Source organism: Pseudomaricurvus hydrocarbonicus (genome assembly GCF_011602365.1).
Classification (GTDB): domain Bacteria; phylum Pseudomonadota; class Gammaproteobacteria; order Pseudomonadales; family Cellvibrionaceae; genus Pseudomaricurvus; species Pseudomaricurvus hydrocarbonicus.
This window is the reverse complement of record NZ_JAAONZ010000012.1, coordinates 1-17,045: the sequence shown is the minus strand read 5'-3', so window position 1 is coordinate 17,045 and position 17,045 is coordinate 1. Positions and strand designations below refer to the sequence as shown.

The following is a 17,045-nucleotide window of genomic DNA, read 5'->3' as shown; positions in this document are numbered from 1 at the left end:
TTAATCGTTCATGACTTGCGAGCGGTGATCATATGAAACCCCGTCTCCAATGGGAGGCGCTTGATCGTAATCTGGCGAAAGCCGCATTGCTGCAACATGGGAATGTATTCCTCCGGTGTGCGGTAGGAGCGATAAAAAAGAGCGGTTGGTAACAAGCCAAATGTCACTGGCGTTTGCGTCAGATCGATTGCACTACGTTCGAAAATCAATAGCTCACCGGTGTTCTTCAACGATTTATACGCTTGTTGCAAAAATCGCTCACAGGCCTCAGTCGGCCAGTCGTGCAAGACAGATTTAAAGCTGATCAGGCATTGCTGACCTGGTAGAGGGTCCTGCAAAGCATTCGCCGAATAAAATTCGAGCCGTTGCGCCACGGCGGTTTTGGCCGTGTGTTCACGGCCAATGTCACATACGACCGGCAAATCCACGACCGTTGCGAATAACTGCGGGTATTGCTCTGCTATCTGCCTGGCGAATTCACCGCTGTTACCACCAATATCCATGATTCTCAAGCATTCGGAAAAATCGTGATGCGCCAGACATACCCCGGCTTCATGCCGGGTCAGTGCTGTGGTAAGTCGTACCCAGCGTCGGGTGAATTGCACATTTTCCGGCGTGACTTTCAGGGCCCGGTGATAATCAAACAATTCAAACAGACGTGAGCTCTGCATAAACTGCGCTTCACTGTGCAGAAAATCTGTGGTGTTTTGCATGAGATCTGGTGCGAGGAAATTGGAAAATTCAATTTTTGCTTGCAGGTATTCCTTAAAGTAAAACGCTTTTGAAAATTCGGGACTGAGTTCATATTGCTCAGCTCGGTTTTTTACCACCACGTTGTAATGACTGAGGGTCAACAGCAGGAATTCCAGCCCCTTCGCATCAAACCCGCTATCCGATAATAATGAAGAACAGGTTGCCGGGGTTCGATTCAACTTTTGCAGTAAACCGGTCTCCATTCCGCCTTTAATAGCCTGTACCAGTATAAAATCACGTAAAAATAGGTCGACACACTCATAGTCGGCCTCTGCCCCCAGAGTAACGGTGGAATCGGAAATAGCGTGAGTATCAGGCATGGGATGGTTGACGGAGATATTGAGTTTGGAGCATGTCGGTGAGACTTCCGACCAATTCCTCTAACGGTCGATCACTGTTCAATCTTATATCAGCATCCCGGGCAACCCTATGTTGCTGGACTTCCAATAAACTTTTGACATCATTCTGGTAATTCTGCAAATAACCATTGACCCATTGCAACTGTTGACGATGATGTGCCGGGTCACCTTTTAAGAAGTCATTAAAGAAATCGTGAAGCTTTCGGGCCAAAGCCAAATCCAGCGAACAATCCAGCCACACCATAACATCAATGTGACGACCGGTTTCGCGGTGGGCACGACCAAAATGCGTTTCAAACAGGATCGGACCGTCAGCTTTACAGGGCTCAGATCGTCCCGGCAAAGCTACTGTCTCACCGCGTTTTAATGCGGCCAGCGTATCGCCCAACTCAGGTACCGAAAACTGATCATAAAATCGTTCATGATCCGATTGCAGAGCCAACTCGTGCACATTCTGTTCGGTAAAGGTTTGGTAGTCATCCATATCTACAACCACAGCCTGTAACTTGAGACTGAGTGATCGAGTAACGGTACTTTTACCTGAGCCAGGCACACCGCAGATGGCGATGATGGGACGTTGAACATTCATGTTAATGGGAGCTTTGGATTCTGTTATGGATTGAGGTCAATGTGTACCTTGGTTAACCGGATATCTGGCCACCATCCCGATACGATTAGATAGATGTCCTTGAACTCAGCGGCTCTAACCTATCGACACCAGAATATCAGAAGCCGCTGGTCATTACACCTGCACAATGAAAACTTCATTGAGTCGTTTTAACCCTCTAGATACACCGTCAGGTATCAGGTCATTATGTGTCGAATGTCAGACGGTTCAAGAGCGACATTCCCGACAAAGACCAACTGATAACACTTCATCCAGTGCATCGGGGAAAGAGTTACCCCAAAACAATCAAAGGGCACTTCAGTTGGGACAACAAGGGCACCAATTCCGAACGCCAGTGCCCTCGTGATACAACCACAAAATCCAATGAGTCTCCCGCATGCTGCAGGGTGCTGGTCAACTGGGCATAGGGTATATGGGAAATCTGGGAGCCGACTGGACACAGGCTTTTGAGATCGGGACGGAGCTGTGACTCCCCGTTATCCACCAGTATCATATGCAGTGTTTGTCCTTCCAGGGGCAGTAACAGATTTTTAAGGGCTTGGTAAAAAGTGTCGTCGCCGCTATCAATGATCAACCAGCGCTTCATCGCCGCAGCCGAACGCGCAGGCCAACGGAAGCGTTTGCCACTGTCATAAATACAGTAATCAGATGCTGACAGACTTTCGAAATGAAAATCCCTGCGACGGCCGCGCATTGAACTCACACTCCAGGGGACCGACAAACGTTCGGCCATGGTTGACAGGCGCTGTCGGAACCTGATCAGGTTTTGCTGAAACGCCAGCAACACACTGCTGGTATCGAGCTCGCGACACTGCCCGGTAAACAGGCAAATTTCCCGCGTAAAAGGCAGAGCGGCGCTGTTCAGTAAATCGGTATCTTCAACGAAAACCCCCAGCAGAGGACGATTCAAGCGGGCGGCGATCGTCACAGCGTATTCAATGGTGGCCTCCGATAAGCTGTCACTGTTAACCGTGATTATGATCCTGCTACTGACGGGGCGATCCAGCGATTCAGTCATCAGCTTTTGCTCCGTCATTGTCACGCTCCCCAGCACCGGATTTACGATAGCGTGCATGCAGTGATTGCAACTCGTCGATGCGTGCCAAAATTTTACCATTCACACTATCGGCCGGGTAATCGCCCTGCTCATTAGCTTCACCCATTGGCAAGTCGGCCAGCGCACTCATCACGTCGTCCACATGATCGGCGGTGTAGATGTGGAACCGTTCGGCGGCCACCGCCTCACGAATATCTTTTCGCAGCATCAGGTGTACTTGATTACTGGCGGGAATGATTACCCCCTGATCACCGGTCAACCCACGAGCCTCGCAGATATCATAGAAGCCCTCAATTTTCTCATTAACACCGCCAATGGCCTGTATTTGGCCGTGCTGATTCATGGAACCGGTCACCGCCAGAGACTGCTTTAAAGGGATGTGGGCAATTGCGGACAGTAAGGTGCACAACTCGGCGGCAGTGGCACTGTCGCCTTCCACGCCACCGTAAGACTGCTCAAACACCAGCGTCGCCGACAGCGGTAGCGGCTTGTCCTGAGCGAACCGGTTGGCCATATACGCACTGAGTATCATCACGCCCTTGGAATGTATCTCCCCCCCAAGCTTCACTTCACGCTCAATGTCCATCACGCGCCCATGCCCCAAACGTGCTGTCGCCGTGATGCGCGAAGGGCTGCCAAACGCCTGATCCGCCACAGCCATCACCGTCAGCCCATTGACCTGAGCCTCCACCTTGCCCGTGGTTTCAATCATACTGATACCACGTATGATCTGCTCGTGGTACGCCTCTCGCATGCGATCAAGTCGAAAGTTTCGTTTCTCCAGAGTTTGCTCAATATGCTCCAGAGTAATCTGTTCGCAATCGGCTTTGCTGGCGCGATAATCGGCTTCATTCAGAAGATCGTCAATATAGTCTACATGCAGGCTTAACTTGTTGCTGTCATCGGCATGCCGCGAAGCCGCTTCTATGACCCTCGCGACCGCGTCCCGATTGAGCGGACGCAGTTGCTTTCGCTGTTGTAAGGCCGCGATCAGCCGTGCGTACAACAGGCTGTTTTCATCGGAGCGGTCCGTTCTGTGAGCGAAGTCGGCAGCCACTTTAAACAACTGATCGAACTCGTTGTCATAGCGTTTTAGCAAGTAATACAGCATCGGTTCGCCGGTCAAAATCACTTTCACATCAACCGGCATGGGTTCCGGCTCCAGTGACAGCGAACTGACAAGGCTGAGAACTTCTTCCAGTGAAGATATATTCACCTGATGCGATTGCAGTGAGCGCTTGAGCCCCTCCCAGGCGTACATGTGAGTCAGGGTTTTACTCGCATCGAGAATCAGATAACCACCGTTAGCACGGTGCAATGCCCCCGCCTTGATGAGGGTGAAATCGGTGACCAGCGTGCCCATGTGAGAGACGTGCTCAATGCGACCGACCAGATTCTGGTAGCTGGGATTATCCTCGAAAATCACCGGCGCACGATCTTTGCCGGTATTATCCACGATCACATTCACCCGATAACGGTGGAAGCCCAGTGCCCGCCCTTCGGCAGAATCGACATCTTCCAGTTCATCGGGTTCACCGTTGGGCAAAAATTCCTCGGCGTTTTCGATGGCATCTTTTTTAACCGCTGACAGATATTCCATCACATTGGTCTGGTCCTGATACTGCTGCTCCATACCCGCGATGAACTGTTCCACGGTAAACTGAGTGATTTCCTGATTCAGTTTTTTTACCGCCCGGCTCATATCGCGCCGAGCCAAGGGGGCGGCGCGTATATTCGCCTGTAGTTTCTTTTGAATGGCCTCGATATTGCCCTCGATTTTTTTCTGCTCATCTTTGGGCAGCTGCTCAAATTCCTCAGCGGAGATCACTTTGTCGTCAACCATCGGCGCCAACGTATAACCCGTCGGGGTACGCATCATGGCAATCCTGTTTTGTCGCGCCTCTTCACCAAGATCGTGCAGCGTTTCTTCCAGGTGCTGCTGAAACTTAGCGGTAATCTCTTCCCGCCGCCGCTGATACTCATCACTCTGAAAAGCGGCCGGAATGGCAGTCAGCAGATCTTCCACCAGCTGTTTCATGTCTGAGCAGAGTGTCTGTCCCATGGACACGGGTAACTGCAGTAAACGCGGTCGCTGGGGATCGTCAAAATTATAGACATAACACCAATCATGAAGGGGGGTACGTGACTGGCCTTGCTTGGCCAAAATCTGTTTCACCAGCTGCAGCTTGCCGAGGCCGGGGGTACCCAATACAAACAGGTTAAAGCCCTCTCGGTTGATTTCGACACCGAACTCCATTGCCTCCAGTGCCCGGGCCTGCCCGAGGGGCGTCGTTAAAGGCTCCAGTTCTGCGGTGGAGGTAAACGACAAGGCCTGTGGATCACAGCGGCGATATAGTCGGTGGGGGCTGAGAGCATGAATCATGGCAAAGCTTTCCCTCAAAGCAGTGAGGACGACACCACGTGATAGGATGTCGAGTATAAGCATAGTCAATAGTCACACAATACGCAGCGGGGCTTTCGCTCTGGAGAGGCGTTTCGGGGGGGCTTCAGTCCCGGGTAATAAGGGCTCTTGGCAAAGAAGGTTTCTGCACACACAAGCGCAGCCGATGACTGCAAATCAGGATCAAAGAGCTTGAGCCCAGTCCGGCAAGGGGGTCAGGTGTTCGGTTCTTAACCCCATTTTAATGGTCAACACGGGCTGGAAAGGCGAGTCAATACGCGAGTTATCGAGCACCCGGACCTGGTCACACAAAGGGATGGCCGCCTTCACATTCTCCAGCATTCGGGGTATTCGAGACGCCACCTTGTCGTCCGGTACGTGGTGCCCGCCCTCAACGACCCGTTGCGCCACCCGTGCCTGGTTCAGGTTAACCGTTTGGACATGAATAACCACCAGGATGATCTGGTAAGCGAGCGCCTTGGCGTGAGCCACGAAATCAATTTTGGATGGGTGAGAGAAGACAGTTTCAAAACAAAAGCTGTTACCCTCTTCCAGCTGTGCATAGCGCAGTTGCTCTGCCAGTTTGGCCGCCTGGTAACTGTTCGCTTCCGGATTGTCCGGATACAGCTCTTTGGCGATCAGGTCTGCATTGATAAACGGCATACCGAGAGGCTTTAGCACTTGTTGGTAGAAAGTACTTTTGCCTGCGCCGTTACCGCCGACGAGCATCCACAGTTGTTTCATTTAACACCGAACGTCACAGGACCGCGACTCTCTCAGGGCACCTGCCTCACAGTGTTTCAAACGATATCCTGCGGCACAAACCGCCCCTGCTGAAATTGTCCTAGCAGGATATGGCCATCCGGGTGTACTTGCTCTAACAATCCCGGATGGGTGGCAGACGCCTGATACTGGATCGAGTTGCTGGCAATGGCAGCCCCCAAGGCTCCGGATGCCCGGGCCTGATCTAATGAGGAAAACACCGCATCGGGGTCCAGGCCAATCGGCACAACTTTTTCCAGAGAAATCTTCACCAGGCCGGCGTTGATTTCCAACAGGGTTTCGGGATCAATGACTTTTGAGACTTTTCGGCCAAGATCGGCCCAATACTCAACTTGTTCTGAAGCGCTGCGATGGAGTGCCTTACCCGCTACCTTGGCGGCATCCATGAGGGTACTTTCGAGTCTGACGGGAGAAGCGGCTTTAGCCATGTGAATGACCTCATCGTGTTGAACCTGATCACATTGTAGCATATTGCTACAATGTTTTCGCAAGTCCATTGTGAGCCTTCTGTCAACCCAGTGCCGGCGGTCTAAAAAATCGTTAACCTATTAATATTTATAGACTTTTTTAAAAATTAGCCTTGCATTGACAGCCGCCAAAATTGGCGACTGCGACTGCCAGGTTGACGATAACCCCCAGCAAGGTTTCACTTCACCACCACAGCAAGGTTTCACTTCACCACCACTCGCACCCTGCCTAAATTTTGAACCCGAGCAAACGGCGTTGCGGCATCCCCCTGACGCTGAGACGCTATTCGCAGTACCGGAAAATAGGTGCCTTGCTTATCGAAACGATAGGTGGTGGTCACAATCACCTGATTGTTGCCGTGTTTCGCATCGGACAGATCCATTTTCAACGGGTAGGTTCCCGCACCGTCAAAATCCCATTCGGCAGTCACAATGCGACCAGTAGTCGGGGAAACCTCTATCGTGCCACTCAGGGTTACGACTTCGTTCACGGACACCTCTGCCCGGGTCTGGTCGTTGGCCCTTACATGGACAACCGGCTGAATACCATTACGATCAACTGCCGTCTCCGGCAAAACCACCTGACCATCGATAATGCTGTAAGAGCTGGTAGGTGCTGGTGCGATTCCCTTTTCTACCCAGGCGCTCACATCCCGTAAGGCTTGCTGTAATGCGCCCAGATAACTGACGGTATGTGTTGGGTGAGTTTGACGAGTAAAATCCCCATGATTAGTGTGATCGGTAAACCAGAGACGGAAATTCTCATCCGTTTGCTCACCCAGATGCTCTTTTACCCGATCGTAATACCAGGCACCCTGCCAGGGAAAAGCTTCAGTATCGTACAGGTTCTCCAGCAAAATCATTTTGCCGTTGAACGCCCCGGTTTGGACAGTACCGGACGCGCCTTTAGCAAATATGGGCCCCAGTAAAAAAGGACGCTGGGGGTACAAGGGCTTGCCATCTTCGCCACGGAACTGATCCCAAACCTGATACTCTGTTCCCGGCACCTGATGACGGTGGTAAGTTTGTACCGCCAGGAAATTGGAATTATCCACTTGTACTTTGTCGCCTTCCGCCAGCTTGGCCACAACAGCAGCACTTTCCGGTCCAAGGATGATTACGTCTCCCTGACGTCGGGTCATGGGCAGTTTGCCACCCTTGGCCGCGCCGGATTGAATCAGCAGATCAGCGGCCAACGTATTTTGCTTAGGAAAACTGGTCAACTGAATGGCCACCGGCAACTGTCCCTCGGTGTTGCCTTGCATGGCTTTCCAGGCATCATCGGCACGGCCCTTGGGCTGCCCTGCAAAACGGGAAATTTCCAAGCCCATCGCTTGTGCCTGGTCCGCCATAATGAGCTTTTTGATGCTGGTCGGGTACTGAATACGGGCACTCTTAAGTGACTCTGTAGGCTCATAACCTTCGTAACCCGGCTTGGTCCAGAAATCTGTAAAATAGCCCGGGTCCATCGCCACCACTGCCGGAAAGATGACGGCAAAGGCATGTAGCCCCAGCGTGTCATAGCCGTACCAGGCTTGCAGTGGGAATCCCATTCGGGTGGTTTCTTCCAGCGCCGCTTTCTGTTCTTCATTTAGGGTCGCATAAGGGTTTTGGCTACCACCAGCATCGACCGCATCGGCGACGTCAGCCAACTTGTCCCCGAGAACACGCATCGCGTATGCACGGGCTGTAAACACATTCGGCAAAGCCATGGGTGAACCGAGTACAAAAGGTACGGCACCATCCCAAACACCCTCGGTATTCTCCATACCACCGATGGTACGGTAGGCGCCACCACTGCCCCCAAAAGCATACCCGTACGGCCTTTTACCACCGTACATTTTTAATGCTACTTCGCGCGAAAACTGCGCGGCTGCGGCGTTGGCCCGGTAGGCACCGATAGTAGGATCCGCCTGCCGGCCGGGTCCTGCAGTGGCCGCCGCGCCGCCACCGTTGGTCTCAACAAAGTACGCCCCGCTGTCTATGGAAAAACCGATTTTATCCTCTTCGCCAGTCGCGCCTTGTGACAAGGTTTCACTGTCGGGTACCGGCGTGATGTAATGGAAAAAACGACCTTCGTATTGCTCTTTCGGGGGCAGGTAAAAAGAGAAACGGGTGTCCGTCCCTTTAAAACCACCATGTACATAACGATGGCGAACAGGAGAGTCCCGCCACTCATCCAAATCAATGTAGGGGTGCTGAAACAAAGGGTCCTCCTGATCAGATTTCACAGTCTCTTGCGATGGGGCCGCGAACACAGACTGCTGAAGCCCCAATAGCAACATTAGCATCACGCTCCATGTCTTCAGTTGTGTCCGCCCAAGGTAGCGGTATTGATTTTTCATGATGGCTTTCTCATTTTGTTATTATTCCGTGCGCAATGTAAACCAACTACATTGCTTGAACAAATGTGTTGTTTCAAACCCTTTAACAAACATTTACGGCGATGGCCTGATATCGACATTAATTCACCTCTGACGATGGGAATTATGTTCGCTTAGGAAATATCGGAACCGCTGAAGCCCCAACAGGAAAGTCACACCTAAACGATGAGCGTCTTATTAGCATAGACGCTCGAGCGGTATATAGAAGCTATGTGGATTGGGAGAAATTGCGCCTAGCCTTCGCATGTACTTGAGCAACTTTATGGTAGAGCATGAACTCTGTCATGGAAGGCCGGATACATCACAGCAACTTTGGTCCTCCCCAACAAATTGAACTGCAACACCTGCGTTCAAAATGCCCACAGGCCTTGCCCGAACAACGCGGATTGAATCAGGCAATTTACCTGCATTCCAAGTCGTTGTTGACTGAACTCAATTCACTTGCTGCGCACCCATTCATTCGGAATCCTGGGTGGAGCGGGTTAAAGGATACCGGCACTGCCTCACCCGTTGAAAATATCCAGTCCATAGGGCTGAATCCACAAAAGCGGATTACTCTTCTGGGGCAACCGGTTCAATACGTCATAAAAAATCTGGCGTGAACATCATGGGGCTGGCATGGGGCGAGGTCTGTTAAGCTCCCGCAGTTGGTGTGTTGCCCCAGATTATGGAAGAACTCGGCTTAGTGTCTGCCAGCCCCTGACCCGGACTAGCCATGTCTGCGTAGCCACGGTGTACTTTAAGAGTCATCAATGACTGCCACCTCCCGCCTTCAACGTGGCCTCGCCCACTGAGCCAGGAGCAGAAAGACCACCGCCTTCGAATAGCATGCACTTACATACCCATTAACCTATTAAATCAGGGGATATTGCCGTGGCCTGACGACATTAAAGGATTCCCCAAGGTATCGAGCAAGCTCTTAAAAAAGGCATCTGGACCGACTTATTGCACACATAAAATTAAACAGCATTGTTGAGCAAAAATGGCAAGTAAAATCTGTGGTTATGTCTTGTTGAGTTCCCGTATTCTGTCTAAACTGAACTCGATAAATAACATTTCTTAATACTAAGGAGGCCTTACCAGCCGTTCAACCGTGGCATTGAGCCATGCATTCTAACCAAAAATAAATATTATAATGAGGATTAGCAGATGCAGTATAAGACACAAAAAACCTTCATCAGCCAGGCTATCGCTCTGGCAAATAAGGCTCGCTTAAACTGGGTTGGCGTGGTCGCCATCACACCCGCTGTGTTATTAGGTGCTATCGATGTCAACGCCCAGTCATCCACTTCGCAAGAAGAGTCGCTGGTACTGGAAGAAATTGTGGTAACGGCCCGGCGTCGCGATGAGAGCATTCAGGATGTCCCATTAACCGTCAACGTGGTCACCGCTGAAGCCCTGGATGAATTAAATATACGAAAATTTGAAGATCTCTCTTCCGTCGTCGCGGGATTGACCCTGCAGGAAGACTCCATTGCCCCTAACGCATCCGTGCGCGGGGTACGTTTTGATACGTTTGCCAGTGGTTTTAATCCGACGGTGGAGTTTTATTTAAACGATGCACCGATAGTTTCGCTATCGGCCATGCAGGCGCTATTTGATGTGGGCCAGATTGAAGTTTTGCGAGGCCCACAGGGAACGTTGCGCGGACGAGCTTCCCCTTCCGGCTCCATCACCATCACGGCTCAGCGGCCTGACCTGAATGAATTTGGTGGTTACATTGATTTAACCGCTACTGACATCGATGGTCAAAATGCACGCGGAGCGGTCAACATCCCTATTATTAAAGACATGCTGGCCATACGCTTTGCCGGTTTTTACGAGAAAAACGACGGTGCCGACCTGGAAAGCATCAACAGCAATGACTCTTCCGAAAACCAGGGTGATGGCTGGCGCGGGTCACTGCGTTTCGAGCCCACAGATTCAATCTCGATCAATGCCATGTACCAGAAAATCGTACCGGAACGCACAACCTTATTGCAGATGGAATCTGCCAACCTTGAAAACCCCGCCCTGCCGGCCAGTCCTACGCCACTGGACTCCAGTGATCGCAAAGCGGTAACGGACATTGCCGAATTCTCCCGTCAGGAGCTGGAACGGGCGGGGCTTGAATTTCAGTGGGAATTCGCCAATCAACAGTTCAATTATGCCGGCTCCTGGACGGATCAGAAAATCAACCGCAAACAGCCCGATGATACCGGTAATTTTTTCGACAGCAGCTACCCGGATGATCTGGACACACTGGGTCAAGAGATTGAGACCAACACCAAAGGCAGCAGTCACGAAATTCGTCTGTCTTCCACCGAGTCTCTGTTTGGCACCATGGACTACATCGTAGGCGCGTTCTACCAAGAGAATGAATCGATTACTGATCTCATCAACCAAACGCCTGTCTTTGCATTTTTTGCCAACCCGGCGACTTTTGCCACTATTGCTGATACGGACATCGTCTCAGACGGGGAGTCTACCGAAAAGTCCATCTTTGGTAACCTGACTTTCCAGCTGGGTGAAGCCACCGAACTCTCAGCTGGCGCACGCTATATCGAATTTGAAAATACCTCTTCAGTTGTCGTGAGCGGCAACACGATATCGGATGTGGACAGCGATTGGGATGATACGATCTATGCCATATCGCTCAAACATAATTTCAGTGAAGATATCATGGGCTACGTCAGCTACGGCAGTTCCTGGCGGCCTGGTATCAATACCGTCGGTGACTTCAATGTGGCACCGTCCGCACGCGAGAGAAGTTTTCTAGAGCTGGAGCCGGAGACCTCCGATTCTATTGAATTTGGCATTAAATCGTCCTGGCTGGACAACCGTCTGCGCGTCAATGCCACCGCTTATTACCAGGAGTTTGATAACTACCCCTATCGGGCCGGTGGGGATGGGGTCTATTACGTGACCACCGATGGCCGCACCATGGCTGAGAACGTGGACCAATTCAATTTTGTTGCGGCCGTACCGGTGGAAGTGCAAGGCGTTGAACTGGAAACCACCTATCAGATCACGTCCCATTGGAACGTCAATGCACTATTAAGCTGGTCAGAGGGTAAAATTGACGATGGCACTATCCCCTGCAATGACTATGACCCCGCCGATGGTACACCGGACACCGGAGGTAGCATCCCCAGCATTGCCGACATCAGGACCGCCACCGGCGGTGACAACCTGGCGGCCTGCCAAACCAATTACCGGGCTAATTACGCACCGCTGTTTACGGGTACTTTGCAGTCGGAATACAGCTTTGCCATCGGCGATGTCGAAGCTTATGTTCGCGGCCTGGTGACCATGTACGGCGATTCGAGAAATGATCCATCAAACCCGCTGGATGACGTCGGCAACTACAGCACCATCAATTTCTACACCGGCTTACGCGATCCGGAAGGCAAATGGGAAGTAATGCTGTACGGCAAGAACATCGCTGACACTGAACGCGTACTGCTCAGAGAAGCCACCCCCACCACCATTGGCTACCAGTCAATTGTCGACTTTTCGACGTTTGCCACAGTCGGTGGGACCGGGGTTTCGTCATACCGCCGAATCAGCATGACTGCGCCCCGCGAGTTTGGGCTCAACGTGCGTTACCATTTTTAACTAACAAAACATCCACTCAAAAAAACCGGTCATGCTGATGACCGGTTTTTTTGTTTGGTACTTATCTGATGTCATACCTTAACTGCTGTTATGTATTTATCCTGACAGCAGTCTTAATTTTTTTTACACACCCATTGCTGGGGAAGACGCCGCATACTCTTTGCTGGATGAATACAGTTTAATTGCCTGCGATTCTGATCGAAATTCACGCGGCCCTTTTTCAAAGGTTTGCTTAAAGATACGACTAAAATGTGCGGGACTTTTAAACCCTACCCGGAACGCAATTTCAGCAATCGTGATTTCATTGGGGTGACTGGTCGCCAGCCACTTACTGGCCACTTCCAGCCTTTTCGCTTTCACATAATCCGCGAACGATAAACCTTGCTTGTTTAATAGAAAGGACAAATACCGGGGAGAAATCCCACACGCTTCTGCGACACGCACATTGCTTAATTTTGGATCAGACAGGTGTAAATCGATGAAGTGCAACGCGGTCTTGATTCTTTTTTCTGACACACTTTCTTTTTCCGGTGACAACCCTTTTTGTTCCTGAATGGTATCAGACAACGCCGACAAGGCGCTTTCCAACAACAGACTCTCTGTCTTCTCTGAAAACCCGTCACTGTCCGCAAAAAGGCCGGAAAGTATATTTTCGATAATTGAGAACGCCCTGCTGTCGGTCGAAGCCGTAAAACCTGTTGACACATCTGCGGGTATAAATTGTCTGAAAATATGCGATGGGATCATCACATTCAATGCTTCATGGACCGATTGACTATCCACCCGTCGCTCAATTGAGTATGGGGTCATGGATTTCGTGATGGCAAATTCCCCAGCCCTGGGCGTGCTGACTTTACCGCCATGATAAATCCGCAAACTGCCCCTCTTGATGAACCATAAAACCACCACATCGGTTGCATCATTGCGGATATGGTGCCAGGATCGATTAAAAGACAGTAGCTTTTTGGATTTGACGCGTATTATTGAACAAGGGCCGATAGCCTTAGCATCAACTGTGACATCACCTCTTGTGCCATCGGCAATAGAGCACTCCCCAAGAAAACTGGTTTCAATATCCTGGCTTTGGATAGCATGCTTCTGCTTTACATTTTCTGTATCTAATGTGACTGCTGTGCTTTGCACTTCTACACTCCCACAATACGTTCTTATTAAATGTGTCCAAGCAACTCTTGGCTTTTTATCTCTCTGCTATCAAATATAAACAACAGTGTTGATTAAGACAAGCCCTGTGCGCACATTTTGACTTCATTCCCAGACAAATATTGTGTAAAGATCGACGATTAACGGGTCAAGTATTTTTAAATATTCTATCAATCTGATTGCTCCAAGCAGAAAGGCATAGTAAATTCCAAATAGACCCGTTAATCCAAAGCTGCCGCCATGATCGATCACCTCTCTGCAGAATGTCTTCAATTACTCAATCAACTGTTGCCTCTTACCGACCAGCTCAGGACCTCCGTAGAACACACCACAGGCGATGTTTTTTACCAGGAGGGCAACGATACGGCATTAACCGGAGATCAGGCCAGACAAGCAATCAGTCAGCATATTGGTGAGATGCGTTATCGAGGCCTGGAAGATATCGGCAAAGACCCACGTCCACGGTTTATGTTTCTGGCCATACCGATGGAAGTGCTCCCCCTGCTGGAATCCGTCAACCGTGCCAAAAAGGCGCTCCAGCAATGGCATGAAGCCCTGGCCAGAAAACAGTCAAATGCTTATGCTGCGGCTCAATTAAACCGCGCTGTCCTGAAAAGAGCCAAAGAACCTCTGCTCAACCTGCAAATGGCGGAGCGCGCCAATATCTGGCTCTCCGGCCCACCTACCCGCCTGAGCTGGCATTACAACACCACCGCCAACAGCCGCCGAAAAAAACTGGGAGATGCCCTGGTCGCGCTGGAAAAGCTGGCGGATAAATTACCCGAGTATCGCATCCCCGACATTGAACGGGTCCGCCATAACCTGGCCTCCGTGCCCCTGGACACCCCGGTCGCCTATCGACCCAGCAAACCCATTACTCACCTTAAATGCCAGTACCGTTATCTGGATGCCGACGGGGGCTCTGCACGAGGAGTCTGCTATGCCAAAAACCCCATTTTTTTCCCAGACATCCCCTCCTCAAAACCCCCTTCCGTGTCCCTGCCTGCGGAAGTTATGGGCCGGCAAACACGATCGGGGGCGGGCCGACCGTCCATGATCAGCGACCGTCAGGTGTCAGAGCTGTTACCCAACTGGTTTTGGTACAAGCCCAACGACTAAACGTGTTTTCCTGGATCGAATCGGTCCTTACAGGCATAGACGTAATTAACTGGACCGTACCGACAACAGCGACAAGAATTCATTGCGCGTGGCAATGTTGTTGCGAAAGGCCCCCAGCATCGCCGAGGTTTGCATCATCGAATTCTGCTTCTCAACGCCTCGCATCATCATGCAAAGGTGTTTTGCCTCAATGATCACCGCCACGCCATCGGCGTCAGTCAATTCCTGAATGGCATTGGCAATCTGGGTGGTCAGGTTTTCCTGAATTTGCAGCCGACGCGCAAAAACATCCACAATTCTGGCAATCTTGGACAGGCCAATCACCTTGCCTGAGGGCAGATAGGCGACATGGCATTTACCAATAAAAGGCAGCAAATGATGTTCACACATGGAATACAGTTCAACATCGCGAACCACCACCATTTCACTGTTGTCGGAAGGGAATAACGCCCCGTTTACCACTTCTTCGGGGGTCTTCTGGTATCCATTGGTTAAAAACTCAAACGCCTTGGCCGCCCGCTTGGGGGTATCCAACAAGCCGGGGCGATCGGGTTCATCAACTTTGGCAATAATGCTTAGATAGGCTTTTTCTAAATCTTTGGTGGACATTGCCCAAGGCTCCCTATACCACTCACTGAATGAGCATCTATTGTACACCACTGTTGAATAGAGTCAAAACTTTGCCATAGCCTGCGGCGGGTAAAGCCCACACAATGACTCAGCGGTCTCGCCATCAGTCCTCAAGGGCATCAATCAACCCCCACTCCAAAGCCGTCCTGGCATTAATACGTCGGCCACTCAACACCAGCAAGGCGGTTCTCTGCCGACCAATGCGCCGGGCAATACTGACCGTTCCGCCCGCCCCCGGAATGAGGCCCAGCTTTAATTCCGGCAACTGAAAATAGGTTTTATGGTGGGCCACAACTTGTGACGCAAAGGCGGGCAGCTCGATGCCCGAACCAATGCAGGCACCGTGAACATGGCAAGTGATCCTGGCACTCAATTTTGCCATTAACCTTGCCGGGCTTCGCACTGAGCGCACCCAGTGAGCCGTCGCAGGGTCGGGAGCCGTGCCAAATTCAGCCAGCTCACCCCCAGTGCTAAAACAAGGACCCAGCCCACGCAGGGTAAATTCCGTAATGCTGTCATCCGCATCGAGCAATTCCAGCGCTTCCACCCAGGCATCCCGCATTTCAACCGTCACCGAATTGCGCAATTGCGGACGGTTCATCACCGCGTCGACTTTGCCGCCTGTGCGACTGAGCAACAGCGCGGGTCCCTCTGGTTCCGGCAACAATATCTCATCACCGCGCGTTTTCAGCCAGGCCGCAAACTCCTCGCCCGACTGCAAGGTTGAATAGGCCAGAGACTCCACATCCAGCCCCAGTTCCGGCGGCAGCAATTCGGTACTGCGCAGTACCTGCACCAAAGTCATGGCGGCAACAGGCGCTGACTGTATGTTCTTCTCCAGTTTCTGTGCCGCCGCCAGGTCCGGCACAATGACATCCGCATTGGCTGTGATGGCCTGCTTGCCATAGGCAATCACCGGATAAGGTTGTTGCCGCAACCAGCTGGCATCCTCGGGAATTTCGGTGTAATCCATAATAATAGCGTTCAGCATCGATACACATCCTGAGACGATTTAAAGGGTCTTATATTTAACGTTCTAGGTTCTAGTTGTAGAGTTCAGAGAGGTTGTTCACACACCGCTTGTATAGGAAGCTGTTGGGTGTCGAATCCAAGTTCCATCAAGAGTGAGTGAACAACCTTGCACAAGAATGCTAAATCTTGCCCTCATAGTCGAGCGGTAATTGTTAAAGGACACCTAGAACGCGGCATTTCCGTCGCCCAATTGTCTGAATGTCACCAGGTATCGGCTTCGCTGATTTACAGATGGCTTCGACGTTACAAAGCGGGTGGCGAGGCGGCCTTAAAAATGGGAAATAGCCGCCCCAAGACCTCACCCAGGCAGACTCCGCGCTGGCAAGAGAATGCGGTCAAGGCCTTAGTTTTAGGGGGCTGGGAACAGCGGCGTGTCGCAGAAACCTTAAATCTGCCTCGTTCTACGGTATCGGTTATTAGCCGTCGGGTTTGTGGGCATTTGTTATATAAGCGTGAGCCAGTGGTACGCTATGAGTACGATGCAGTGGGCGGTTTAATCCACCTGGACATCAAGCGCGTGGCTCGCTTTGACCAGCCGGGCCATAGGGTAACCGGAAATCGCTCGCAACAGTCTAAGCGCGCCGGCTGGGAATATGTGCACGTTTGCGTCGATGATTACAGTCGCTGGAGTTATGCCGAGGTACTGCCCGATCAGAAGGCGACCTCCGCTGCCG

The 17,045-nt window shown here is 51.3% G+C and carries 12 protein-coding genes and 2 pseudogenes; 4 read left to right on the top strand and 10 right to left on the bottom strand.

Annotated elements, in window-relative coordinates; genetic code table 11:
- Window positions 1-8: 8 nt before the first annotated feature.
- From G8770_RS14595 to G8770_RS14565, 7 genes are all read right to left on the bottom strand, one after another.
- Window positions 9-1,073, bottom strand: a complete 1,065-nt coding sequence (locus G8770_RS14595) for a methyltransferase (protein WP_167188220.1) — start codon at window positions 1,071-1,073, stop codon at window positions 9-11.
- Complete coding sequence (locus tag G8770_RS14590; RefSeq protein WP_167188217.1) at window positions 1,066-1,701, bottom strand: uridine kinase family protein; 636 nt, start codon at window positions 1,699-1,701, stop codon at window positions 1,066-1,068. The genes G8770_RS14595 and G8770_RS14590 overlap by 8 nt, the downstream gene beginning before the upstream one ends.
- Before the next feature lie 310 nt (window positions 1,702-2,011).
- Entirely contained in the window at window positions 2,012-2,776 is a 765-nt protein-coding gene (locus G8770_RS14585; protein WP_167188214.1) for a hypothetical protein, read from the bottom strand.
- Window positions 2,751-5,180 carry a Lon protease family protein gene (locus G8770_RS14580; protein WP_167188211.1) on the bottom strand — a complete coding sequence of 810 codons (2,430 nt, stop codon included), beginning with the start codon at window positions 5,178-5,180 and terminating at the stop codon, window positions 2,751-2,753. The genes G8770_RS14585 and G8770_RS14580 overlap by 26 nt, the downstream gene beginning before the upstream one ends.
- A gap of 201 nt (window positions 5,181-5,381) precedes the next feature.
- A complete protein-coding gene (locus G8770_RS14575; protein ID WP_167188208.1) occupies window positions 5,382-5,942 on the bottom strand; it encodes an ATPase in 561 nt (186 codons plus the stop codon).
- A gap of 56 nt (window positions 5,943-5,998) precedes the next feature.
- Complete coding sequence (locus tag G8770_RS14570) at window positions 5,999-6,409, bottom strand: TA system antitoxin ParD family protein (protein WP_167188205.1); 411 nt, start codon at window positions 6,407-6,409, stop codon at window positions 5,999-6,001.
- Between the two features lie 242 nt (window positions 6,410-6,651).
- The gene (locus G8770_RS14565; protein WP_208022279.1) at window positions 6,652-8,793 is read right to left on the bottom strand and encodes a hypothetical protein; all 2,142 of its coding nucleotides are present in this window, start codon (window positions 8,791-8,793) and stop codon (window positions 6,652-6,654) included.
- 1,188 nt (window positions 8,794-9,981) lie between these two features.
- On the opposite strand from G8770_RS14565, the gene G8770_RS14560 reads away from it, so the two are divergent.
- Complete coding sequence (locus tag G8770_RS14560; protein ID WP_167188202.1) at window positions 9,982-12,429, top strand: TonB-dependent receptor; 2,448 nt, start codon at window positions 9,982-9,984, stop codon at window positions 12,427-12,429.
- A gap of 123 nt (window positions 12,430-12,552) precedes the next feature.
- On the opposite strand, the gene G8770_RS24565 is transcribed toward G8770_RS14560, so the two are convergent.
- Window positions 12,553-13,572: a helix-turn-helix domain-containing protein gene (locus tag G8770_RS24565; RefSeq protein ID WP_167188199.1), complete on the bottom strand. Its 1,020-nt coding sequence runs from the start codon at window positions 13,570-13,572 to the stop codon at window positions 12,553-12,555.
- A gap of 258 nt (window positions 13,573-13,830) precedes the next feature.
- On the opposite strand from G8770_RS24565, the gene G8770_RS14550 reads away from it, so the two are divergent.
- Complete coding sequence (locus tag G8770_RS14550; protein ID WP_167188196.1) at window positions 13,831-14,709, top strand: hypothetical protein; 879 nt, start codon at window positions 13,831-13,833, stop codon at window positions 14,707-14,709.
- 45 nt (window positions 14,710-14,754) lie between these two features.
- On the opposite strand, the gene folE is transcribed toward G8770_RS14550, so the two are convergent.
- A complete protein-coding gene (folE, locus tag G8770_RS14545) occupies window positions 14,755-15,318 on the bottom strand; it encodes a GTP cyclohydrolase I FolE (RefSeq protein WP_167188193.1) in 564 nt (187 codons plus the stop codon).
- 124 nt (window positions 15,319-15,442) lie between these two features.
- Window positions 15,443-16,330: an enoyl-CoA hydratase/isomerase family protein gene (locus tag G8770_RS14540; protein WP_167188190.1), complete on the bottom strand. Its 888-nt coding sequence runs from the start codon at window positions 16,328-16,330 to the stop codon at window positions 15,443-15,445.
- 147 nt (window positions 16,331-16,477) lie between these two features.
- On the opposite strand from G8770_RS14540, the pseudogene G8770_RS24685 reads away from it, so the two are divergent.
- Window positions 16,478-16,786 (top strand): annotated as a pseudogene (locus tag G8770_RS24685) (helix-turn-helix domain-containing protein); the annotation flags it as partial.
- Window positions 16,787-16,810: 24 nt separating this feature from the next.
- Window positions 16,811-17,045: pseudogene (locus G8770_RS24215) on the top strand (IS481 family transposase); the annotation flags it as partial.